Below are 21,263 nucleotides of genomic sequence, written 5' to 3' on the forward strand. Positions count from 1 at the left end.
CGCGCGGTCATACTTGCTGTGGGACGACGGCGACCGGGCAGGCGGAGTGGTGCAGTACGGCGTGGCTGACCCGGCCGAGTTGCAGCCCGAGGTGGCCGTGGGGTCTGAGGGCGCCGACAACCAGCAGGTCGGCGCGTTCCGACGCGGCCAGGAGGACCTTGTGCGCGGGCCCCTCGACCACATCGCGGCGCAATGGAGTCTTGTCGGGGTCACGCTCCATCCGGCCCAGCACGTCGCTGATGATGGCCGCCGCCTGCTCCTCACGGAGGAGCGCCCCCGCCTCCCGCATGAAGGGTGGCTGGTTCACCGGTTCGTGAGCCGGACGGCGCCAGGCTCGTACGGCGTCCAGTTCGGCCTCCCTCACTTGCGCTTCGCGCAAGGCGAACTGTACGGCCGTCGAGTCCTCTGTGAGGTCGCCGACCCCGAGTATCACCTCTCCCAATTCCCCGTTGCGGTTCCGCTCCGCGCCGCGGACCACGATCACCGGGCACACCGCGCGGGCCGCCACCGCCAAACCCACCGACCCCAGCAGTATCGCGGGCAGCTCGCTTCGGCCGCGGTTGCCCGTCACCACGGCGAAGGCCTGGCGGCTCTCCTCCAGCAGCGCATCCACCGCGTCATCGGGAGTCACCTCGCCGGACACCTTCACATCCGGCTTCCGCAGCCGGGCGCGTTCCGCGCAGGAGGCGACGACGTGCTCGGCCAGCACCTCCACCGAGGGGCGTTCGGTGCCGAAGGAGGGGAGGGTTTCCTCGTAGCGCTCCCATCGGGAGGCGTGGACCAGGCGCAGGGGCAACCCGTGGCGCGCCGCCTCGTCCACGGCCCAGTCCACGGCCTGCAGGCTGGAGTCCGATCCGTCGACACCCACGACCAGCGGGAGCTCCATCGTCCCCACCACCTCTCCTGTGACTGACCTCCGCCCCGGGTACCCCTTGGCCGCCGTCGCACCGCTCGGGACCGGGTGGATGGGCGGGTCCGGCCCTGGGCAGGGCCGTCCGGCTCGTCGCACCGGCCCCCGGTGGTCCCCTGGAATTGGCGCCGAGGGCAACCGCCAGCTGCGGGGAAGCGGAGTCAAGCCGCGCACTGTGCGATCAGGGCACGCGAGAAGCGGGCGGCATCGGCGCCGACGTGTGCCGCACGCCTGGGTCACAGGAGCGAGGCACCGGATGCGGCCGGGCGGGACTGGCTCCACGATGAGGGCATGACGGCTCCCCGTCCCGCCGAGGGCTACGACGCCTTCCGGGCCCTGGCCGCCCGGCGAGGCCGGCCAGGGGACCTGCTGATGGAATCCCTGGCCCGCGTGCGAGGGGAAACGGCCTGCAGCCCCGAGGCCTGGGCATCGGCGGTCGGCACCGAGGCAGGGCTCCCGGCGGCCGCCGGCCTCGGCCCGGCGTCCTATTTCGCGGACTTCGCCACCCCGCACGGCCGCCGCCATGTCCGCGTGTGCGTCGCGACGGCCTGTTTCGCGGCGGAAGCCGGGCGCCACCTTCCCGACGTGGAGGCCGCATTGGGTGTGGGCGACGGGGACGTCACTCCTGACGGGGAGACGTCATTGCAGGCCGTCCGCTGCCTGGGGTACTGCTACGCGGGGCCCGCGGCCCTCGACGGCAACATGCCACGCACGGGCCCGGCCCTGGCCGCCCAGCTGGCCGGTCGGGAACACCCGCGGGCACCGGAGATTCCGGCGGCCGACGCCACCGGCGATCCCGTTCTGCTCGGTGGCGTGATCTCCGGTGAGGCTCCGTGGCAGGTGTGGCCGAGCGTGGTTACGGCACGCGGCCCGGACGATGTGCATCGGGAGGTGGAGGCGTCCGGGCTGCGCGGGCGTGGCGGTGCGGGTTTCCGCGTGGCCGCGAAGTGGGCCGCGGCGGGAGGCGCCCCGGGCACCGTGGTGGTGGCCAACGGGGACGAGGGCGATCCCGGCTCCTACGCCGACCGGCTGCTGATGGAGGCCGATCCGGACCGGGTGCTGGAGGGGCTGGCGTTGGCCTGCTTCGCCTGCGGAGCCCGCCAGGGCGTGGTGCTGGTCCGTTCCGAGTATCCGCACGCGCTGACCCGCATGAGGGAGGCGGTCGAGGAGGCGTACGCCTCCGGACACCTCGGCTCCCGTGTGCACGGGACGGACACCACGGTGGAGGTCAAGGTGGTCCGGGGCGCCGGTTCCTATGTCACCGGTGAGGAGACGGCTCTGATCGCGAGCCTGGAAGGCAGCCGGGGATGTGCCCGGCCACGCCCGCCCTATCCGACCCAGCGCGGGCTGTGGGACGCGCCGACCGTGGTGAACAACGTGGAGACGCTGGCGGCCGTCCCGTGGATCGTCTCCCGGGGCGGCGCCGCGTACGCCCGGCGCGGAACCTCCGAGGAAACCGGAACGAAGCTGGTCTGCCTCTCCGAGCGGTTCGCCCGTCCGGGCGCGTACGAGGTCGAACTCGGCACCTCGGTGCGGCGGATCGTCACCGAACTCGGCGGTGGCCTCAAAGACGGCGCGGAACTCGCCGTGCTCCAGGTGGGCGGCCCGCTGGGCGGCTTCCTCGCTGCCGACGCGCTGGAAGTGCCGCTGACCGAAGCGGAGTTGTCGTCCCGGGGTGCTGCCCTGGGCCACGCCGGTTTTGTCGCCTTCGACCGGCGCGTGGCACCGGCGGACGTGATGCGGCACATCTGGGAGTTCGCCGCCGCCGAGAGCTGCGGCGCGTGCTCTCCCTGCCGCGTGGGCTCGCGTCAGGGCCTGGAGCTGGCGGCCGGGCAGACACCGCCCGGTCCGGCGTACGGACGGCTGTCACGGCTCTTGGCCGAGGCGAGCCTGTGCGCTTTCGGCCGGCGGATTCCCCCCGCGGTACGCAGCCTGGCCTGCGCCTACGGAGAGCCCTTGACGGGATGGGACCGGTGACACGGATGGAGATCGACGGCGCCGCCGTCGACGTACCGGAAGGGGCATCGCTGCTCGCGGTGGTGCGTGGGGCCGGGATCGAACTGCCCGCGCTCTGCCACGACGACCGGCTCTCTCCGGCCGGGTCCTGCCGCACCTGCCTGGTACGGGCCGACGGAAGGATCGCGGCGGCCTGTGTCACCCCGGCGACCCCGGGCGCCACGGTCGAGGCCGGGGCGGACGATCTGCGAGCGCTGCGCCGGGACGCGGTGGAGGTCATCGTCTCCGCCCTGCCGCCCCGGGCCCTAGCGGACGACAGCCGCACCGAACTGGCACACGTGTGCCGGTCGCTGGGCATCGGCCCCGAGACGGCGGCCGGAACCGGAGATCGGGGTGGCGACGCCTCGCACCCGTACGTCCACCTCGACCGGGACCTGTGCATCGCCTGCGGGCGGTGCGTGCGTATGTGTGCCGAGGTCCAGGGCACCTTCGCCCTCACCCTGGTCGGCCGGGGCGCCGACACCGTCGTGGCCCCCGGCACCGGCGGCCCCTGGGCAGAGTCCGACTGTGTCGCGTGCGGCGGCTGCGTCGACACCTGCCCCACCGGGGCGATCACCGAGCCGGGCCCCGCGCGCGGACTCACCTCATCAACCCGCCCCGCACCACCCCGGACCCGCACCACCTGCGGCTATTGCGGAGTCGGCTGCGCCCTGGATGTGGCCACCGAGAACGGCCGCGTCTCCGCCGTGCTACCGGCCCTGGACGGGCCGGTCAACCGGGGGCACGCGTGCGTCAAGGGCCGCTTCGCTCACGGATACCTCACCTCCCCCGAACGGCTCACCCAGCCGCTGCTGCGCCGCGGGGGTGGTCTGGAGCCGGTCGGCTGGGACGAGGCATTCGCTCACGTCGCCCGCGGACTGCGCGCGGCCGTCCGCGCGGGCGGTCCCGACGCGGTGGGGGCCATCTCCTCGGCCCGCGCGACCAACGAGGAGAACTACCTCGTCCAGAAGTTCATGCGGGTCGTGATCGGCACCAACAACGTCGACAACTGCTCCCGGCTGTGCCACTCCCCGTCCGCCGTGGGACTCACCGCCTCCTTCGGACTCCCCGGCGGCACCAATACCTTCGACGACGTCGAGCGCTCCGACTGCCTGCTGGTCGTGGGCGCCAACCCCGTCGAGGCGCACCCCGTGGTCGGCGCCAGACTGCTGCAGCGCGTCCTCCGCGGGGCCCATCTGGTCGTCGTCGACCCCCGCGCCGTCGGCCTGGCCCTGCATGCCGATGTGCATCTGCGGCCCCGCCCCGGCACCAACGTCGCGCTCAGCCACGGCCTCGCCCATGTGCTGTTCACGGAAGGGCTTGTCGACCAGGAGTTTTTGCGGGACCGGACCACCGGCCTGCCGGAACTGACCGAGCTGCTGGCCGACTACCCGCCCGACCGGGTGGCCGAGCTGACCGGTGTGCCCGCCGCGGACCTCGTCGCGGCCGCCCGGCTCTACGGCCGGGCCGAACGCCCCGCCATCGTCTACGGCCTGGGCGTCACCGAGCACCTCCACGGCACCGACGGCGTACGGGCGCTGGCCAACCTCGCCATCCTGCGTGGCGCCGTCGGCACCGGCCGGGGCTTCGGGGTCAACCCGCTGCGCGGCCAGAACAACGTCCAGGGCGCCTCCGACATGGGTGCCCTGCCCGATGTGCTGCCCGGGTACGGAAAGGTGACCGACCCGGCCGTCCGCGCACGGGTCGAGGAGGTGTGGGGCGTGCCGGTCCCGGCCCGGCCCGGTCTGCGGATCCCCGACATGTTCGCGGCGGCCCGGGCCGGGCGGCTGGGGGCGCTGTGGGTCATCGGCGAGGACGTGTGCGCCACCGATCCCGACGCCAACCGGGTGGCGCAGGCCCTGGAAGCCTGCCCGCTCGTCGTGTGCAACGAGCTGTTCCTGTCCGAGACCGCCCGCCACGCCGATGTCGTGCTGCCGGTCGCCTCCTGGCTGGAGAAGGACGGCACCTTCGTCAACTTCGACCGCAGATTCCAGCGGGTCCGTCCCGCCGTCGTCCCACCGGGGCAGGTCCGTACCGACTTCGATGTGGTGCGTGCCGTCGCCGCGGCCATGGACACCGACCTGGGCTGCCCGACCCCGGCGGACGCGCTGGCCGAATGCGCCCGGCTCACCCCGCACTTCGCCGGGCTGTCCCATCCGCGGCTGGACCGCGAGGGCGCCGTCCCCTGGCCCTGCCCGGACCCGGAGCGACCGGGGCAGGCCACCTTGTACCGGGAACGGTTTGCCACGGCCGACGGGCGGGCCCATCTGGCGGCCGCCCCCTATCTGCCGCCGGGCGAGCAGCCGGATGAGGACTATCCCCTGGTCATGGTCACCGGGCGGCGCTGGGCGCACTACAACTCCGGCTCCATGACCCGCCGTGGCGGCAATCTCACGCTCGATCCGGTCGACCGCATTGACCTTCACCCGGACGATGCCGCCAGGTACGGCCTGAGGGACGGGGAACCGGTCCAGGTGGCCAGCCGGCACGGACGGGCCCGCCTCATCGCACGCATCGGCACCGAGACGGCGCCCGGCCAGGTCTTCTGCTCGTTCCACTTCCCCGTGAGCGGCGTGAACCGCCTCACCTCCGACCACGCCGACACGGTCACCTCCTGTCCCGAGTACAAGGTCACGGCCGTGCGGCTGGCGGCGGTGGACGGCTCCAGGTGACGTCCGGTCTGTCGCAGCGGGAGGCCGCACGCCGACTGGGGGAGTACGGGGCCAACGTGGTCGCCCAGGAGCGGCGCACCCCCGTGTGGCGCCGCGTGGCACAACAGCTGCGTGACCCTCTGATCGTGGTGCTGATCGTGGCCGCCGCGCTGACCATCGCCACCGGGGATCTCCCCGACGCCGCGGTCATCCTGCTCGTGATCACGGTGAACACCGTGGTCGGCGTCGTCCAGGAGGTAAGGGCGGAACGGGCTGTTGCCGCCCTGTCGGCCCTGAGCGCCCCCACCGCCCGCGTCGTACGCGACGGTGCGGAGTGTTCCGTACCGGCTGCCGAAGTGGTGCCGGGCGACCTGGCCCTGCTGTCCGAGGGCGACATCGTGCCGGCGGACGGTGTCGTTCTCGACGCGGCACGGCTTTTGGTGGACGAATCGTCGCTGACGGGCGAGTCCGTTCCGGTGGAGAAGACCACCACCGCGGACCAGCAGCTCGGAACGGTCTCGTCGGGAACGGTGATCGTCCGAGGCCACGGCCGTTTCCAGGTCACCGACACCGGGGCGAGCAGCGCGCTCGGCAGGATCGCTTCGCTGATGGGAGCCGCACCCGGCCTCACACCCCTGCAGCGTCGGCTGGCCCGGTTCGGCCGGGTGCTGGCGGCCGTCACCATCGTACTGTGCGCCGTGGTGCTGGCCCTCGGGCTGGCGCGCGGACAGCCAGTGGAGCTGATGGTCGTAACGGCCATCAGCCTCGCCGTCGCCGCCGTACCCGAGTCCCTGCCCGCCGTGGTGACCCTGGCACTCGCCCTGGGGGCGCGGCGGATGGCCGACCGGCACGCCATCGTCCGCCGACTCCCCGCCGTGGAGACCCTGGGGTCGGTCACGGTGCTCGCCACCGACAAGACCGGCACCCTCACCGAGGGCCGCATGGCCGCCGAGAAGCTGTGGACGCCCCGGGACGAGGCCACGGTCACCGGTACCGGCTACGGGCCCGAGGGCCACATCACCCGCGACGGCCACCCGGTGACCGCGCACGACGCCCCCGATCTGGCACTGCTGCTGCGGGCCTCGATGCTGTGCAACGACGCCGCGCTCGAACCTCCGCCGGACGGCGAGTCACGGTGGCGCGCGCTGGGCGACCCCACCGAGGCCGCCCTGCTCACCGCCGGAGCCAGAATGGGCCTGGACCGGGCCGTGCTGGACCGCGAACTCCCACGCGTGGACGAGGTCCCCTTCGACAGCGCCCGCAAGCGCATGACCACCGTGCACCGAAGGCCAGGCGGCGGCCTGTGGGTCGTCTCCAAGGGGGCGCCGGAGGTGATGCTCCGGCCCTCGGTCCTCGTCGACCCCCCGCAGCTGCTCGCCCGGGCCGCCGCCGAGGCGGAGGAGCTGGCCCGGGGCGGATACCGGGTCCTCACCGTCGCCTCGGCCGAGCGCGAGCAGGCACGGCGGGCGGACCCTGGGACGTGGGAGTCGAACCTGTCGCTCCTCGGACTCGTCGGCATCCTCGACCCGCCCCGCGACGCCTCCCGGACGACCATCGCCGCCTGCGAACGCGCCGGCATCACCCCCGTACTCATCACCGGCGACCACCCGCTCACCGCCCGGGCGGTCGCCCTGCGCTCGGGTATCACGGCGCAGGAGAGCGAAGTCACCACGGGCGAGCGGATCCGCACCGGCACCGCGGGCGACCTCACACACCTGCGCGTATACGCCCGGACCACTCCCGAACAGAAGCTGGACATCGTCCAGGAGTGGCGCGCCTCGGGCCACGTCGTGGCGATGACCGGAGACGGTGTCAACGACGGCCCCGCCCTTCGCCAGGCGGACATCGGCGTGGCCATGGGACAACGCGGCACCGAAGTGGCCCGTCAGGCGGCCGACCTCGTACTCGCCGACGACAATCTGGGCACGGTGGTCTCCGCCGTCGAGGAGGGCCGCCGCGTCTACGCCAACGTCCGCCGGTTCCTGCTCTACGCGCTCGCCGGGGGCACCGCCGAGATCCTGGTGATGCTTCTCGGCCCCTTCCTGGGCATGCCCCTGCCCCTGCTCCCGGCCCAGATCCTGTGGATCAACCTGCTCACCCACGGCCTCCCCGGCGTGGCCCTCGGAGCCGAACCGGGCGCCCCGGACGTGATGCACCACCCGCCGAGACCTCCCGAGGAGAGCGTGCTCGGCGCCGGCCTGTGGCCCCGGATCCTGGCCATGGGAGCGTTCGTCGCCACCGTCACCCTGGTGGCCGGGGTCTGGGCGCGGGAGACCGGCCGCCCCTGGCAGTCCATGATGTTCCTGGTGCTCGGCGCCACCCAACTCGGCGTCGCACTGGGCTCGCGAGCCCGCCCGGGCAGCCTCACCAACCCGTTTCTGCTGTTCGCCGTGGGCACAGCCCTGGCACTGCAGGCGGCTGGCGTCTATCTCCCGCCCCTGCGCGCCCTGTTGGGAACGGAACCACTGCACCTCGTCGACCTCGCGATCGCCTGCGCGCTCTCCGGCCTCGGGCACGTCGTCATGCGCCTGCAGAGGCAGCTATTCCCTGAGCGCCCACCCCATGGGCGCTCAGCGCCCGGCCCGGCGCATGGCTGAACCGGCCGACGGCCGCGCCGCTTCGGGATCGGCCGGTGCGGGCGCCGCCCGTCACGGCCCGGCTCCGGCGGCCGGGGCGGCCCCGGGGAAGTCCAGGGTGCGCCAGATCTCACCCGCCGTGGTGATCCCCAGCGCCTCATGGCCATCCAGTGCCTCGACCCAGTCGTGGGCTCCGGCGCCCATGGCGAACGCGGCCGTGGCGTAGGCGTCGGCCCGGGTGAGGTGGCGGCCGGTCAGGGTGAGCGAGAGCAGACCGGTGGCGGGTCGGCCGGTGTGCGGGTCCAGCACGTGCGCACCGCGCTCGGCCGTGCCCGAGGTGGCGACGGCCAGATCGTGCCCGGTGACGACGGCGGCCAGTTCCCCGACACGGGTGGGGTGGGCGATGCCGATCCGCCAGGGGATGCCCGGGGCGGCCTCGCCGCGGAGCTGGATGTCGCCGCCGCCGTTGACGCAGGTGTTGTGAGCGCCCGCCGCGTGGAGGATCCGCGAGGCGCGTTCGACCGCCCAGCCCTTGACCATCCCGGAGGGGTCGAGCCGGCCGTCGGGGGTGGGGCTGAACCAGCCGCCGGTGGCGTGTGCCGCCTCTTCGCACAGGCCGAGCACTTCGGCTACCTCTGGGCCGCACCGGTCCGGGGTGAGTTCGCCCCGGTCCAGGCGGCTGATCACGCTGTCGGGGCGGTACGGGGAGAAGACCTCGTCCACCTGGTGCAGCCACGCCACGGCGGTGTCGACGGCGCGGTGGATGGCGGGGGTGGCCGGATCGCGGATGTCGAAGGAGACGACCGTCCCCATGACGTGCTCGGCGTGACGTGTCCCGTGCTCGGGGGCGGGCTCAGCCATCGGCCTTGTCCAGGGCGCTCTGCAGCGACCGTGTGTAGCCCTCGCTGGTGTAGGTGGCGCCGGAGACCGCGTCGATGTGGGCACTTTGGGCGCTCAGCGCCTCCTGGGTGAGCTGCGGTACGGCGTAGGAGGAGATCTGCTGGGACCGGGGCCGGTCGGAGGGCGTCTGGAGCGCTTTGACAGCCGTGATCCGGCCGTGCGCGAGGGTGACGGCGACCTGCGTCGGCCCGTAGGCGGTGTCGATCACGCTGCCGGTGAAGGTGCCGGACGCGCCGCTCGGGGAGTGGCCGCCGGTCGGGGCGGGGGACCTCCCCGCGGAGGCGGGGGCGCGGGGTGGTGGCGCGGCGGCCGTGACGGGGTCCTGGTGTGGTTTGAGCGACAACAGCAGGACGATGCCCGCCACGGATGAGACGGTGGTGACGGCGGCCTTGTGCACGGTGGGTCTCCTTTGGGTGCGGCCGGATCGAGTCAGAGCGCGAACGACTCGTGGTGGACGCGGCGGCGCGGCACCCCGGCGTCGCGCAGGACGCGTCGGGCGGCCTCCGTCATGCCGGGCGGGCCGCACAGGTAGACGTCGCGTTCGGTGAGGTCGGGTACCAGTCCGCGCAGCGCCTCCGGGGTCAGCGGTGAGGAGTACGTGGCGGGCTCGTCCACGACGTAATGAACGACCGTCCCGCGCGCGGCGGCCAGCGCGTCGAGCTCCGTGCGCAGGGCCAGGTCCTCGGGGCGCCGGGCCCGGTAGACGAGGATCACCTCGCCGGGCAGTGTCTCGAAGAGGGTCCGCAGCGGGGTGATCCCGACGCCACCACCCAGCAGGAGGGTCTTGCGGGTGCGGCGACGGCGTGCGGTGAAGGCCCCGTACGGACCCTCGGCGAGCACCCGGGTGCCGGGTTGGAGGTGGGCGAGCGCCGCGCTGTGGCCGCCGGACGCCTTGACCGTGATCCGCAGATACGCGGGGTGCGGAGCGGCCGACAGGGAGTAGGGATTGGCGGCCCACCACAGGCCGCGGGTGAGGAACCGCCAGCGGAAGAACTGGCCGGGCTCGGCCCCCAGCTCGTCCAGCCGGTCGCCGGAGAGGTAGACCGATATGACACCCGGAGCCTCGGGCCGGACCTCGGTGACATACAGCCGGTGGCGCAGCGCCCGGCGCACCGGAACGGCGAACCGGTACCAGGCCAGCAGCGCCGCCGCGCCGATGTAGAGGGTTTTCCAGGCCAGCTGGGCGGGTCGGTTTCCGGTGAAGTCGGCCCCGTCGGAGAGCTGGTGCCCGAAGGCCAGGAAGACCGCGAGATAGGTCGCGAAGTGCAGAAGGTGCCAGGTCTCGTAGGAGACGCGACGGCGCACGGCGCGCGCGGACACGATCGCGGTGAGGAGAAACAGCAGAAAGCCGATCGTCCCCTTGAGCAGGTCCGGGTAGTGGAGGACCAGGGTGGTGGTCTGGTCCACCACGCCGGTGTGCGATTCCGATGAGTACCCCCAAATGATCAGCAGGACGTGGGCGCAGGTCAGCGAGATCGTGTAGCGGCCCCCCAGAGCGTGCCAGCGGGCCAGCCGGTCGGTGCCGATGGCGCGGTCCAGCAGTGGTACGCGCGCCATCAGCAGCAGGAGGATCGCGCAGGCGTAACCGGCGAGCAGCCCGGTGATCCGCCCCGCACCGGTCAGCCAGCCGGCGGCACCGACGACCGAGGGAGTGTCGCTCCACCACAGCGCCAGTACGGTCGCGGCCCCGCCCCAGATCATCAGGTGTGCGAGCGCCGGGACGGGGCTGGGCGGGCGTGGTGCCGACCGGGACGGGCGGGTCATGGCCGGAGCCGGTGGCGTCGTGCTGGTCATGGGGGTCCTCTCGGCGGTGTGCCCGGTCAGCGTCTCCGGCGAAGCTCTGAGGACCCTCTGAACCCGGGCGGACGCTTCGGATTCAGAGGAAACTCAGAGGGAGGGGCGGGCCTCGGCACCGCGCACCACGAGGGATGCTGGACGCATCATGGATACGCACTCCGCCAACCGTTCTTTGCTGCGGCCCGACGGCGCCCGGGTCCGCGTCCTCGTCGTCGACGACGAGCCCGATCTGACCGAGGTGCTGTCGGGGGCGCTGCGCTACGAGGGCTGGGACGTCCGTACCGCCGCCGACGGCGGGGCCGCGCTGGACGCCGCGCGGGCGTTCCGCCCGGACGCGGTGGTGCTCGACTGGATGCTGCCGGACACCGACGGGCTCGCGGTGCTGCGCACGGTGCGGGCGGAGCTGCCGGACGTGTGTGTGCTGTTCCTGACCGCGCGGGACGCGGTGGAGGACCGGATCGCGGGGATCACGGCGGGCGGCGACGACTATGTGACCAAGCCGTTCAGCCTGGAGGAGGTGCTGGCCCGGCTGCGCGGGCTGCTGCGCCGGGCCGGGATGACGCGGGAGCCGGGCGACGACCGGCTGGTGGTCGCGGATCTGGTGATGGACGAGCAGGCGCGCGAGGTGACCCGTGGAGGTGTGGCCGTGGAGCTGTCCCGCACCGAGTTCGAACTGCTGCGGTTCCTGATGCGCAACCCCCGACGGGTGCTGTCCAAGGCGCAGATCCTGGACCGGGTGTGGAGCTACGACTTCGGCGGCCAGGCCCATGTGGTCGAGCTGTACATCAGCTATCTGCGCAAGAAGATCGACGCCGGGAGGGCACCGCTGATCCACACAGTGCGCGGGGTCGGCTATGTGCTCAAGGCGGAGGTTTCATGAGGCGGTGGCTGCCCCGTACGCTGCGTGCCCGGCTGACCGCCGGGCTGGTGGTGCTGCTGGCGGTGGCGAGTCTGGCGGTGGGGCTGACCACGGTGTTCGCGCTGGAGGGGTTTCTGGTGCGCCGGCTGGACCAGCAGCTCACGGCGGCCGGCGGCCGGTTCCCGGCCAGCCTGGAGCACGGTGAGCGGCGCCCGGACGCAGACAACGCGCCCGACACCCGTGGACAGTCGGACCGCACCTTCGGCGCCCGGCTGCTGCGCGGTACGACGACGGATGCCGCGGTGGTACGCGACCAGACGGACGCCGCCGTACCCCTGACCGGCGCTGACCGGCGGGTCCTGGCGGCAGTGCCGGTGGACGGCGACGGCCACAGCGTGCGTCTGTCCGCGCTCAGCGGCTACCGAGTGGTTGCGGTCCACGGGGACGACGGGGATGTTCTGGTCACCGGGCTGCCGCTGCGTCCGGTGGAGGAGACCGTGCACCGGCTGGAGATCGTGGAGACTGTGGTGTTCGGCAGCGCGCTGCTGGTCACCGGGGTGGCCGGGGCACTGTGGGTGCGGCTGTCGCTGCGCCCGCTGCGGCAGGTGACCATGACCGCCGCCGGGGTGGCGGAGCTGCCGCTGGCCAGCGGTGAGGTGGCCATGCCGCCGCCGGTGCCGGACACCGATCCGCACACCGAGGTGGGCCAGGTGGGCACCGCGCTCAACCGGATGCTCGGCCATGTCGGGGACGCGCTGGCCCGCCGTCAGGCGAGCGAGGAGCGGCTGCGGCACTTCGCCGCCGACGCCAGCCATGAGCTGCGGACGCCGGTGGCCTCCGTCCGTGGACACGCCGAGCTGGCGCTGCGCCATCCGGATCCGGTGCCGGATGAGGTGCGGCACGCGCTGGAGCGGATCCAGGCCGAGTCGCAGCGGATGTCCACGCTGGTGGACGATCTGCTGCTGCTCGCCCGGCTCGACGCGGGACGGCCGCTGGCCCGTCGATCGGTCGATCTGACCCGGCTGGTGCTGGACGCGACGGGCGACGCACGGGCCGCGGGGCCCGGCCACCGCTGGAGGCTGGAGCTGGCCGAGGAGCCGGTGACGGTGCTCGGCGACGAGCACCGGCTCCAGCAGGTGGTGGGCAACCTGCTGGCCAACGCCCGTACCCACACCCCGCCCGGCACCCGGGTCACCGTACGGCTCGCGACGGCCGGTGCCGACTGGGCCGAGCTGACGGTGTCCGACGACGGACCGGGCGTCCCGGACGCGCTCCAGGACGAGGTGTTCGAACGGTTCGCGCGCGCGGATCCCGGCCGGTCCCGGGCGGCGGGCGGCACCGGGCTGGGGCTGGCCATCGTCCGGGCCGTGGTCGCGGCCCACGGCGGCACGATCACGCTGACCAGCCGGCCGGGCACCACCGTCTTCCGGGCCCGGCTTCCCCGCCGTACCGCGGCGCTCGATCCGGGCTGAACGGGAGACGGGCGGATTTCAACAGCCCGGCCCCTGGACAACCATCGCGGCGACACAGGTGCGCGAACTCCTCACCCTCAATCAGCGCATCAACCGGCCCCGCACCGGCATCGTCGACGTCCCTTTCGGACACGCCGCCCACGCTGTACGCACCCTCCTCACGGGAAACCGCTGACTCCTCGGTCGTAACAACTCCACACCCACACCCCCAGACCTCAAGGCCACCAAAACGCCACACAAGATCGCCAAGAGGGTCCTGGCATGGACGCTAGGCCATACGGGTGGCTTTCTCTTCATCTCTTGTTAGCGCCTTACGGCTTTGCGTTACTGGGGTTGATGAACCCGGATCGGCGGCCCATCCCTTTCGGGGGAGTTCGCCACCGACCGCGACGGTCGGCAGCGCTCTCGGATGGGTGTCCTGTGCCGTCTCACGTGCCGCCCCATCGAGATCCGCATTTCTCGACGAATGGGGTACATCGTGACTACCCAGTCCCCTTCCCAGGGCGAGTCGGCAACGCTGGCGGACCCGACCCTGCCCGCTGGTATCCAGCCGACGAGCGTGGCCATCAATCCGGCCGGCACCAAGGCGTATGTCACCAACGCGGGGAACAACGACCCCGCGACGAGCAGCGTGTTCGTGTACGACACGACCACCTTCGTCCAGAGCGCCGTCACCGGAATCCTCGCGGGCGGGTCTCCCCGGGGGGTAACGGTTCTGCCCAACGGGGCGTTCGCCTATGTGGCGATCCCCGGCGGTGGGTTCGTACAGAAGATCAATACGGCTACGGACGCCGTCGTCGCCACCATCTCCGTGGGAACCACCGCCTTCCCGTTCGGGGTGGCGCCCACTCCCGACAGCCAGTTCGTCTACGTCTCCAACCTTTTCGGCAACCAGCTGCGCAAGATCAGCGTCGCCTCGAACTCGGTCGTCAACAACCTCTCGGTCGGGAGCAGCCCGTCGGGTGTCGCGGTGACCCCCGACAACCTGTTCGTGTGGGTGGCCAACACCTTCAGCAACACTGTCAACAAGGTCAGCATCAGTGCCAACAGCGTCGTGGGCACCATCCCCGTGGGCGGTGCCCCGTCGGGGGTGGCGATTTCACCGAACGGTTCGTTCGTGTGGGTGTCCAGCACCTTCGCCAACACCGTAACCAAGATCGACGCTGTGACGAACGCGATCGTCGCCACCATACCCGTCGGGAACGCACCGCAGGGCCTGGCGGTCTCCCCGGACAGCTCACTGGTGTATGTCGCCAACAACGGCGCCAACACCGTGAGCGTCATCAACGCCGCCACCAACACAGTCACCAGTACGCTCACCGTGGGGGCCAACCCCCTGGGCGTGGCGGTCAACGCCTCGCCCAGCCAGGTGTGGGTGACCAACAACAACAATGACACGGTGAGCGTGCTCACCCCGTCGGTGACGCTCGCGACCACACTCACCGCCTCTCCGGCCGTCATCAATCTCAACACCACCACCGGCCAGTTCTTCATCCCGCTGCTGAGCGCCACCCTCAAGGAGACGGTCAGCAACAACCCGGTGTCCGGCCAGACCGTGACCTTCACGGCCAACACCGTGGTCGGCCCGGTGCCACTGGGGTCGGCGGTCACCAACGGCAGCGGTGTCGCCAGTCTCACCAATGTGGTCGTCCCGCCCACGGTCATCACGGCCACGACGTACACCGCGGCTTTCGCCGGGGCACCCGGCTTCGGCCCCTCGTCCTCGACCGCGTCCCTGACCTTCACCGGAGCCTGACTCCTCCGGCGGAGAACCGGCCTGCTCCTTCCGGGAGTTGTCCGAGGATACGCCCCGGAAGGAGCTTGACTCTCCCCGTCTCGCCGGTCCCGGCGGGCCTCGAGCCGGGGCGGACCGGGACCGGGTGGGTGAGTGGATTGGGGGCGGGGACGGTAGAAAGGGCGTATGCCGCGTCGCCCTTCTCCGGCCTCCGAGTCCGATGCCGAGGCGATGGTCACCGCTTTGCTGACCGCGTCCCGACTGCTTGTCGCCGTCTCCGCCCGGTCCCTGGCGTCACCCGCACCCCCTTCGGCGAGGTCACCACCTCGTACAAGTCCCCGCCGATGCGGGCCTCGGCCACGGCCGAGGTGTACGAGACCGCCACCCGCAACCGCCCCGCACCCCGCGGCACCGGCCGCAGCAGCACCCGCTGCGCCACCTCCGCGATCGACCGGACGCTGGCCAGCTCCGCCTCCCGCCGCTGCCGCAAGACCGCTGCCGCGAGACCGGCGGCCGTGAGGCCGCCACCGAGAGCAGCGCGGTGAAACCACGGCGCGTGCCGAACAGACCGTCGAACGCGCTGAGCCCCATGCACAGGAAGATGGCGACGGCACCGATGGCGGCCGTGCGCCGCCACCCTCCGGTGAGCCCCGCGAAGGCCGGTCCCAGCGACACGAGAGGCGGAAGTCCCACCCCGGGTCCCGAGGTGAGGTCCAGCACGGCCACGACCGCCATCACCGCGAAGGGCAGAACAGACAGGAGCAGGGAGTCCTTCGGATCGTCCTCCTGCGCCAATGAACACTCCCGAGGGTGCCGCGTGGAGCATGCGCCGCCGCCACCAGAGCGCGGCACGGGCCAGAACAGGTCTCTTGACCCTGAGCAATAGGAGCGGAAGCGCGGGTCACATCCCGGACACGACGTGATCAACGGCTGCCCGGAGTGTTCCAGAGGAAGTCCAGCACCCCGGGAAGACGGCCCGAAAGGGGACCCCAGAAGCAGAGGTCCTCGGTGTCGTAGCCGGCGAGGAGGGCACGGCTGCCCTGGACCGGATTGGTGTCGTGTGTCCGCACCTCGATGGCGATGGTCGAACCGATGCCGGTGAACGGTGTGGCGGCGGTGCCGACGCGGCCCACACTCGAAGCCCCCGTTCGGTCAATGGGTATCGGCGGTCACCTCAGGGCGAAGTACCGCAGCCACAGGTATCCGGCGGACAGCACCACCGTGACGGCGGTGACGATCAGGCCGTACCGGGTGAACTGCCAGAAGGAGATGGGCTGGCGGTTGCGTTCGGCGATGCCCAGGACGACGACGTTGGCGGAGGCGCCGATGGCCGTGGCGTTACCGCCCAGGTCGGCGCCGAGCGCCAGTGCCCACCACAGCACATGGACACCGTCGCCGCCGAAGCCGTGGGCCAGGTCGGCGGTGATGGGGGCCATGGTCGCGACGTACGGAATGTTGTCGACGACCCCCGACAGCACCGCCGAGCCGAACAGCAGCAGCATCACCGCGCCGAGTTCGCTGCCGCCGGTGGCGTCCGCCAGCGCGCGGGAGACCTCCCCGATGACACCGGTCTCGATGAGCGACCCGACCATGATGAACAGCCCGGCGAAGAACGCCAGCGTCGGCCACTCCACCTCCTTCAGCGCCTCGCCCGTCTCCACCTTCGAAATGGCGATGAGCAGCCCGGCCCCGAGCAGGGCCACCACGCTCGGCGCGTAGTGCAACACCGGGTGCGCCACGAATCCGAAGACGACCAGGACCAGGACGCCCAGCCCCTGGTACAGCAGCCGGTGGTCCCTGATGGCCTCCCGCTCCGCCAGCGCCATCACCTCCGCCGCCCGGTCCTCGTCGTACACCAGCGCCTTGCGGAACATCACCCGGCACAGCAGCACCAGAACGGCGGTCAGGACCACGGCGATCGGGGCGAGGTGGACCAGGAAGTCGTTGAAGGTCAGCCCGCCCCGGCTGGCGATGATGATGTTCGGCGGGTCACCGACGAGCGTCGCGGTGCCACCGACGTTGGACGCCATCACCTCCGCGATCAGGAACGGCGCCGCGGGCAGCGCGAGGCGTTCACACACCAGCAAGGTGACCGGGGCGACCAGCAGGACCGTGGTGACGTTGTCCAGCAGTGCGGAGGCGGACGCGGTGATGACTATCAGCATGGTCATCACGCGGAAGGGCTTGCCGCGGGCGCGTTTGACCGCCCAGATCGCCAGATACTCGAACAGGCCCGTCTGCCGCAGGACCCCGACGATCGCCATCATCCCCAGCAGCAGGAAGACGACGTTCCAGTCGATCCCGGAACGCTCGTCGAAGAAGGCCGCCTTGTCGTCGGTGGCACCGATGGTGAGCATGACCGCCGCCCCTCCCAGGGCGGCGGCCGTCCGGTGGACACGTTCACTGATGATCGCCACGTAGGCGACGGCGAAAACGGCGATCGCCGCCCAGCTGTGCCAGTCACTCATGGGGCTCCGCATGTCCGAGGAGTCGATGGAGGAGCTGCGAGGCGGTGATCACCCCGAGCAGATACAGGCCCGCCTTGTCCCGCCTCGCCACCGCCACCAGTGGGCTGCGCGCCTGGGCCATCAGCGCGGCCACCTCCAACGCCGTGTCGTCGGGGGCGGCGATCGGCGGCCGGGCCGCCTTGTCGGACAGCAGGTCGCCGACCCGGCGGCCACGCAGTGCCTCGCACAGCCGGTCGGCGTGTTTCTCGTCGATGACCGCCGCCAGCGCGGGGTCCTCGATCACATAGGCCGGGACGAGTGCCTTGATCACCTGGGAGGCGGGCAGGATCGCCTTCGGCTCCCCGTCACGGTCCAGGACCAGCAGCCCCGGCAACTGACGCTCGGCCATGAGGCGGGCCGCCTCCAGCGCGTCATCATCGACGCGGACCGACTCGTACTCCACCGCGAGATCACGTGCGCGCATCGCCGTCCTCCTTCGCTCGGGGCGCCGTCCGGGCCACTCCGGAGGCCTGTCTCTCCCTGCCCTCATCGTGACCGTCATCGTCATCGTCGTCCGGGATGCCGACGAGGTCCTCGACGTCGAAGAGGCGGGCTACGGGCACGTCCGTACTGCTGTGAGCGGCGATGGAGAACGCGATGCACACCGCGATCAGGGTGTACGCCTCCTGGCCCTGTGGGACGCCGGACTGCAGTACCAGCAGGCCATAGACAACGGAGGCGAAGCCCTTGGGGCCGAACCAGGCCGCCGCCAGCTTCTCCCGCGGCGCGAAGCGGGTGCCGACCAGCGAGATCAGCAACGAAGCGGGCCGGACCAGGAGGATGGCAAGCACCACGGCCGCATAGCCCCCGGCCGACAGCTCCCCGAACAGCCGCGGCGTCAGCAGCGCGCCGAACACCAGCAGCGCCGCGAACTTGCTCAGCTCCGCCACCGCCTCACCCAGCGGCTCGAACGCACGGCCGGAGTCCGGCGAGACGGAGGCGAGCACCGCTCCGGCCGAGAAGGCGGCCAGATAGGGGTTGGCATGGGTCAGATGGCAGGTGGAGTAAAGGATCACACCGGTCGCCAGCGGCAGCAGCGGCTGGAGCTTGGGCTCGGCACCGAGCACTGGGAATCGCACGAGCGCATGGACCATCAGCGGCAGCACGATGCCCAGGGCCAGACCGCCGAGCAGTTCGAGGGCGATCTTCGACAACGACGTCTCCGCCTCCCCCGAGGCCGGACCGGCTGCCGCGATCAGCACCAGGACGACCGGCAGCGCCAGCCCGTCGTTGATCCCGCTCTCCACGTTCAAGAGCTGCCGCAGCCGCGCCGGAACCTCCTTACGGCCCACGATCGCCGACGCGAAGACCGGATCGGTCGGCGCCAGCACCGCGCCGACCAGGAACGACGTCGTCCAGTCCAGCCCCACCAGGAAGTGGGTGATCAGCGCCATCCCCACGAACGCCAGCGGCATGCCAAGTCCCAGCGCCCGTGCGGGATTACGCCAGGCACCGCGCAAGGCGGGGAACGAGACATGCATGCCGTCGGTGAACAGCACCGCGAACAGCGCGAGATCCGCCGTGACCGCCACGATCGGGCTGTCCGCGGTGACGTGGATCAGCCCGAAGGCCCCATCGCCGACGAGCGCGCCCGCGACGAGAAAGAGCAGCGAGGTGGAGAGCACGGAGCGGGCCGCCAGGCCCGAGACCAGGACCGCGATGAGGAGCGCCACGCCGAACACCGCGATGAGCACCATGAGTACCGTCCCCGATCGGTAAAGAGAGCAATCCCCTACCGCCGACCAGGCTTCCCGGCACACCGCAAGGCACCTTACATGATCCTTACGCGCTGCCTATGCCGTATTGAACCCCGCTGCCCGACCTCGCGCCCCGGACAGGGCCAGTTGCCCCGGGGCAACTTCACACCGGCATCAACCCGATCGGGCGGAGAATCCTGATTCTGCGGCCTTCACACCGCGTAGCGGGTGTGGCGCCGAAAGGAGGGATCTGGCCGCGGGCTTGGCTTTGTGCGGCCGGTCACTGCACTTCGACCGTAACGATCAAGCGATCAACGATGGCTCGCCTCCGGGGATATCCCAGGTCAGCGGGTACGGCCGCGGGGTTTGAGGGGCAGCGGAGGGAGTTCGGGAGCGTGCAGTGGGGCGCCGTCGAAGCCGTGCACCTCACCGAAGCGAGTGCCCGCCTCCCAGTCCGCGCGGGCCTGTGCGATATCGTCGTGGGACCGCCCGATGAAGTTCCACCACATCACGATCTTCTCCTCGAAGGGCTCCCCGCCCAGCAGCATGAACGCGCTGTCCACATCCGCGCGCAGCGGCAGTTCGGTGCGCCCGCAGCCGAGGTAGAGGAGGGATCCGGGGGCGAGGCGGACTCCGTCGACCTCGGCCTCGCCGGACATGGTGAGCGCCGCGTACTCGAAGTCGGGACGCACCGGCAGCCGGGTGTCGGTGCCGGCCGCGAGGGCGATGTCCGCGCCCATCAGCGGGGTGAACGTGGTGCCGGGCGAGGCCGCGCCGTCCAGTTCACCGAGGACGACCGTCGCCCGCAGCCCTCCGCCGCCGGTCACCCGGGGCAGCTCGGCGTGGTGCTCCCACATGGGGGCGATATGGCGGTCGCCGTCGGGCAGCGCGACCCACAGCTGGGCCCCGTGCAGCAGGCGGGCGTGCTCGCGCGGGGACTCCTCGGAGTGCGCGATGGCCCGGCCCGAGGTCATCAGCCCCAACTCGCCGGGACGCACCGTCTGCAGACTGCCGACGCTGTCGCGGTGCAGCACCTCGCCGTCGTGCAGCCAGCTGACCGTCTGCAGCCCCATGTGCGGATGCGGAGGGACCTGCATGCCCGGTTCCTGGGCGATGTCGTCCGGGCCGTAGTGGTCGATGAAGCACCATGCGCCGACCATGCGCCGCCCGAGGTTGGGCAGCAGCCGACGCACCATCGTGGATTCGCCCAGCGGGACCTGTTTGGCGGCCAGCAGTTCGCGAACCGGCTGGGCGGTGACGTCATCGCGGCCGCCGCATACGGTCGCCGCGGGCCTCATGTCGAGATTGCTCATGACCGCACTCTCCCATCAGAGGACGACTCGCGCTCACCCGTACGGCTCTGGGCGTAGCCGTACGAGGCGATCGCCCCGTACGCCAGCGCCGCACCCAGCAGCCAGCCGCCCAGCACGTCGCTGGGCCAGTGGACGCCCAGATACAGGCGGGTGAAGCCGACGCCCAGCACGGACACGGCGGCCACGGTGGCCACGAGCCGCAGCCACTTCGCCGGTGCCCCGTGCAGTGTCATCAGCCACAGCAGCAGCCCGAAGGTGACGATCGCGGTCAGGGCGTGGCCGGAGGGGAAGGCCGCGTAGTGCGCCGAGTCCACGGGATCCGGCCACCGGGGGCGCTCCCGGTCGACGGCGGCCTTCACCGCCTGTTGCAGCGCCGTGCCCACCGCCGCCGTGACGGCGACCCAGAGGGCGAGTCGCCGCTCCCGGCGCCACAGCAGCCACCCCACGGCCACCGCCAGCAGCGCACGCATCGCCCAGGGGTCCCAGATCCAGTCCGAGAGCACTCTGTTGGTCCGGGTCCAGCCGTGGTGCTCCACGGCGGAGCGGTGCAGGGCGACGACGATCTCCCGGTCGACGCTCCCCAGGGGCCCCCAATGGGCGGCCACCAGGGCGAGCAGCACCAGGAAGAGCGCGGTGAACACGGCCGCGGTGCGGGCGGCCCGGCGGTGGAGGGTTGCCGACTGCATGGGTCGATGATCGCCGACGGGCGGGTCTCGGAGCCAGGAGGCCCCTGTGGTGGCTCTGGAGTCAGGAGGCTGTTGTGACGGACTCGGGGTCAGGAGGCGCCTGTGGCGGCCGGGAGTCAGGAGGCCCGTGGCACGGCCGGGGCCAGGAGCCTTGCGCCGCGAACG

Annotated in this window: 16 protein-coding genes and 1 pseudogene; 6 read left to right on the forward strand and 11 right to left on the reverse strand. The window is 71.8% G+C overall.

The window, feature by feature from the left end; translation table 11 throughout:
• Positions 1 to 7: 7 nt before the first annotated feature.
• Positions 8 to 886, reverse strand: a complete 879-nt coding sequence (locus ACFYOY_RS39160) for a universal stress protein (RefSeq protein ID WP_351904111.1) — start codon at positions 884 to 886, stop codon at positions 8 to 10.
• A 315-nt stretch (positions 887 to 1,201) separates the two neighbouring features.
• On the opposite strand from ACFYOY_RS39160, the gene ACFYOY_RS39165 reads away from it, so the two are divergent.
• From ACFYOY_RS39165 to ACFYOY_RS39175, 3 genes are read left to right on the forward strand one after another with little or no spacing between them, the layout of a single operon-like run.
• Positions 1,202 to 2,887, forward strand: a complete 1,686-nt coding sequence (locus ACFYOY_RS39165) for an NAD(P)H-dependent oxidoreductase subunit E (RefSeq protein ID WP_351904048.1) — start codon at positions 1,202 to 1,204, stop codon at positions 2,885 to 2,887.
• Positions 2,888 to 2,892: 5 nt separating this feature from the next.
• A complete protein-coding gene (gene fdhF, locus ACFYOY_RS39170) occupies positions 2,893 to 5,577 on the forward strand; it encodes a formate dehydrogenase subunit alpha (RefSeq protein ID WP_388592442.1) in 2,685 nt (894 codons plus the stop codon).
• The gene (locus tag ACFYOY_RS39175) at positions 5,574 to 8,153 is read left to right on the forward strand and encodes a cation-translocating P-type ATPase (RefSeq protein ID WP_351904045.1); all 2,580 of its coding nucleotides are present in this window, start codon (positions 5,574 to 5,576) and stop codon (positions 8,151 to 8,153) included. The genes fdhF and ACFYOY_RS39175 overlap by 4 nt, the downstream gene beginning before the upstream one ends.
• A gap of 51 nt (positions 8,154 to 8,204) precedes the next feature.
• Here the strand turns inward: ACFYOY_RS39175 and ACFYOY_RS39180 are convergent, their stop codons facing one another.
• From ACFYOY_RS39180 to ACFYOY_RS39190, 3 genes are read right to left on the reverse strand one after another with little or no spacing between them, the layout of a single operon-like run.
• Positions 8,205 to 8,993 (reverse strand): FAD:protein FMN transferase, encoded by a 789-nt coding sequence (locus tag ACFYOY_RS39180; RefSeq protein WP_388592414.1) that lies wholly within the window; start codon positions 8,991 to 8,993, stop codon positions 8,205 to 8,207.
• On the reverse strand, positions 8,986 to 9,429 hold the full coding sequence (locus tag ACFYOY_RS39185; protein WP_351904039.1) for an FMN-binding protein: 444 nt from the start codon (positions 9,427 to 9,429) through the stop codon (positions 8,986 to 8,988). Before ACFYOY_RS39185 ends, ACFYOY_RS39180 begins: the two co-directional genes overlap by 8 nt.
• Before the next feature lie 32 nt (positions 9,430 to 9,461).
• Entirely contained in the window at positions 9,462 to 10,826 is a 1,365-nt protein-coding gene (locus tag ACFYOY_RS39190) for a ferredoxin reductase family protein (RefSeq protein ID WP_351904036.1), read from the reverse strand.
• A 148-nt stretch (positions 10,827 to 10,974) separates the two neighbouring features.
• Here ACFYOY_RS39190 and ACFYOY_RS39195 point away from each other — a divergent pair, with 148 nt between their 5' ends.
• From ACFYOY_RS39195 to ACFYOY_RS39205, 3 genes are all read left to right on the forward strand, one after another.
• Positions 10,975 to 11,709 carry a response regulator transcription factor gene (locus ACFYOY_RS39195; protein ID WP_351904033.1) on the forward strand — a complete coding sequence of 245 codons (735 nt, stop codon included), beginning with the start codon at positions 10,975 to 10,977 and terminating at the stop codon, positions 11,707 to 11,709.
• Positions 11,706 to 13,160: a HAMP domain-containing sensor histidine kinase gene (locus ACFYOY_RS39200; RefSeq protein WP_351904030.1), complete on the forward strand. Its 1,455-nt coding sequence runs from the start codon at positions 11,706 to 11,708 to the stop codon at positions 13,158 to 13,160. The genes ACFYOY_RS39195 and ACFYOY_RS39200 overlap by 4 nt, the downstream gene beginning before the upstream one ends.
• 478 nt (positions 13,161 to 13,638) lie before the next feature.
• Positions 13,639 to 14,916, forward strand: a complete 1,278-nt coding sequence (locus ACFYOY_RS39205) for a beta-propeller fold lactonase family protein (protein ID WP_351904027.1) — start codon at positions 13,639 to 13,641, stop codon at positions 14,914 to 14,916.
• A 265-nt stretch (positions 14,917 to 15,181) separates the two neighbouring features.
• Here ACFYOY_RS39205 and ACFYOY_RS39210 read toward each other — a convergent pair.
• The 7 genes and pseudogenes from ACFYOY_RS39210 to ACFYOY_RS39240 form a co-directional block, all read right to left on the reverse strand.
• A pseudogene (locus ACFYOY_RS39210) lies at positions 15,182 to 15,630 on the reverse strand (hypothetical protein); the annotation flags it as partial.
• Between the two features lie 188 nt (positions 15,631 to 15,818).
• Positions 15,819 to 16,028 (reverse strand): hypothetical protein, encoded by a 210-nt coding sequence (locus ACFYOY_RS39215; protein ID WP_388592419.1) that lies wholly within the window; start codon positions 16,026 to 16,028, stop codon positions 15,819 to 15,821.
• 36 nt (positions 16,029 to 16,064) lie between these two features.
• Positions 16,065 to 17,363 carry an ArsB/NhaD family transporter gene (locus ACFYOY_RS39220; protein ID WP_351904024.1) on the reverse strand — a complete coding sequence of 433 codons (1,299 nt, stop codon included), beginning with the start codon at positions 17,361 to 17,363 and terminating at the stop codon, positions 16,065 to 16,067.
• Positions 17,356 to 17,826, reverse strand: a complete 471-nt coding sequence (locus ACFYOY_RS39225) for a CBS domain-containing protein (RefSeq protein WP_351904021.1) — start codon at positions 17,824 to 17,826, stop codon at positions 17,356 to 17,358. The genes ACFYOY_RS39220 and ACFYOY_RS39225 overlap by 8 nt, the downstream gene beginning before the upstream one ends.
• A complete protein-coding gene (locus tag ACFYOY_RS39230; RefSeq protein WP_351904018.1) occupies positions 17,813 to 19,099 on the reverse strand; it encodes a cation:proton antiporter in 1,287 nt (428 codons plus the stop codon). The genes ACFYOY_RS39225 and ACFYOY_RS39230 overlap by 14 nt, the downstream gene beginning before the upstream one ends.
• A gap of 344 nt (positions 19,100 to 19,443) precedes the next feature.
• Entirely contained in the window at positions 19,444 to 20,412 is a 969-nt protein-coding gene (locus ACFYOY_RS39235) for a pirin family protein (RefSeq protein WP_351904015.1), read from the reverse strand.
• Entirely contained in the window at positions 20,409 to 21,098 is a 690-nt protein-coding gene (locus tag ACFYOY_RS39240; protein ID WP_388592423.1) for a phosphatase PAP2 family protein, read from the reverse strand. The genes ACFYOY_RS39235 and ACFYOY_RS39240 overlap by 4 nt, the downstream gene beginning before the upstream one ends.
• Between the last annotated feature and the right edge of the window lie 165 nt (positions 21,099 to 21,263).

The organism is Streptomyces sp. NPDC007875, assembly GCF_042868035.1.
Taxonomy (GTDB): Bacteria; Actinomycetota; Actinomycetes; order Streptomycetales; family Streptomycetaceae; genus Streptomyces; species Streptomyces antimycoticus.

Bases quoted from the DNA above. Each gene is read 5' to 3' on its own strand.
- ACFYOY_RS39195 (WP_351904033.1), top strand. From the start codon at position 10,975: ATGGATACGCACTCCGCCAACCGTTCTTTGCTGCGGCCCGACGGCGCC.
- ACFYOY_RS39160 (WP_351904111.1), bottom strand. From the start codon at position 886: ATGGAGCTCCCGCTGGTCGTGGGTGTCGACGGATCGGACTCCAGCCTG.
- ACFYOY_RS39200 (WP_351904030.1), top strand. From the start codon at position 11,706: ATGAGGCGGTGGCTGCCCCGTACGCTGCGTGCCCGGCTGACCGCCGGG.
- fdhF (WP_388592442.1), top strand. From the start codon at position 2,893: ATGGAGATCGACGGCGCCGCCGTCGACGTACCGGAAGGGGCATCGCTG.
- ACFYOY_RS39240 (WP_388592423.1), bottom strand. From the start codon at position 21,098: ATGCAGTCGGCAACCCTCCACCGCCGGGCCGCCCGCACCGCGGCCGTG.
- ACFYOY_RS39165 (WP_351904048.1), top strand. From the start codon at position 1,202: ATGACGGCTCCCCGTCCCGCCGAGGGCTACGACGCCTTCCGGGCCCTG.
- ACFYOY_RS39190 (WP_351904036.1), bottom strand. From the start codon at position 10,826: ATGACCAGCACGACGCCACCGGCTCCGGCCATGACCCGCCCGTCCCGG.
- ACFYOY_RS39235 (WP_351904015.1), bottom strand. From the start codon at position 20,412: ATGAGCAATCTCGACATGAGGCCCGCGGCGACCGTATGCGGCGGCCGC.
- ACFYOY_RS39180 (WP_388592414.1), bottom strand. From the start codon at position 8,993: ATGGCTGAGCCCGCCCCCGAGCACGGGACACGTCACGCCGAGCACGTC.
- ACFYOY_RS39230 (WP_351904018.1), bottom strand. From the start codon at position 19,099: ATGGTGCTCATCGCGGTGTTCGGCGTGGCGCTCCTCATCGCGGTCCTG.
- ACFYOY_RS39225 (WP_351904021.1), bottom strand. From the start codon at position 17,826: ATGCGCGCACGTGATCTCGCGGTGGAGTACGAGTCGGTCCGCGTCGAT.
- ACFYOY_RS39220 (WP_351904024.1), bottom strand. From the start codon at position 17,363: ATGAGTGACTGGCACAGCTGGGCGGCGATCGCCGTTTTCGCCGTCGCC.